Raw genomic sequence first — 684 nt, forward strand, 5'->3', positions numbered from 1 at the left:
TTGGATCAGCGCACTGTGTGCCGGTTCCTCGAAGGACACGAACCTGAAGAAGGATCTGATGGCCGTCAGACGCAGGTTACGCGTCTTCGCGCTGGCGCCGCGCTTTACCTCAAGATCGGTGAGGAACGCGCCGATGAACGTTGCATCCAGATCGGCGAGCGTCAGGGCCGATGGGGACTTACGGAGCCGCACCTGTGCAAACATGAACAGCAGCCGGAACGTGTCTCTGTAGGAGGCGATCGTGTTGCCGCTAACATTGCGCTGGCGCATGAGGCGCTCGGTGAAGAAGCGCTCAATCAATGTGGCGACGTTGCAGGCGGGCCTCATGGCGTCACCTTCCATCGCCGATCGAGACGCCGCGCCGCTTCTTCCATCAACTCGGGGCAGGCCGAGAGATACCAGTAGGTATCGCGCACGCAGGCGTGGCCGAGGTAAGTGGAGAGCACTGGGAGTTGTTGCTCGACGTCCTTGCCTTCGCGATACCAGTCGAGCAGCGTCCGGATGGCGAAGCGATGACGGAAGTCGTGCACGCGTGGCCCGGTACGATCACCTGGGCGCCGCAGCCCGATCTCTCTGGACAATCGCCAGAAGACGCGATGAACGTACTGGTGCAGCAATCGGCCTCCCTGTTCGGCAACGAAGAAGGTCGAGCCGCAGCGTGATCCGAGCATCGCGTCGCGCCGG

General features: G+C 62.3%; 1 protein-coding gene and 1 pseudogene. Both read right to left on the reverse strand.

What is annotated here, in order from left to right; genetic code table 11:
- Positions 1 to 327 (reverse strand): site-specific integrase (locus tag XH80_RS00525; RefSeq protein WP_271596909.1); only part of this gene is annotated, 327 nt, incomplete at its 3' end.
- Positions 324 to 684: pseudogene (locus tag XH80_RS00530) on the reverse strand (tyrosine-type recombinase/integrase); the annotation flags it as partial. The gene XH80_RS00525 and the pseudogene XH80_RS00530, both read right to left, overlap by 4 nt.

Origin of the sequence: Bradyrhizobium sp. CCBAU 45384 (genome assembly GCF_028128665.1) — a bacterium.
GTDB classification, from domain to species: domain Bacteria; phylum Pseudomonadota; class Alphaproteobacteria; order Rhizobiales; family Xanthobacteraceae; genus Bradyrhizobium; species Bradyrhizobium manausense.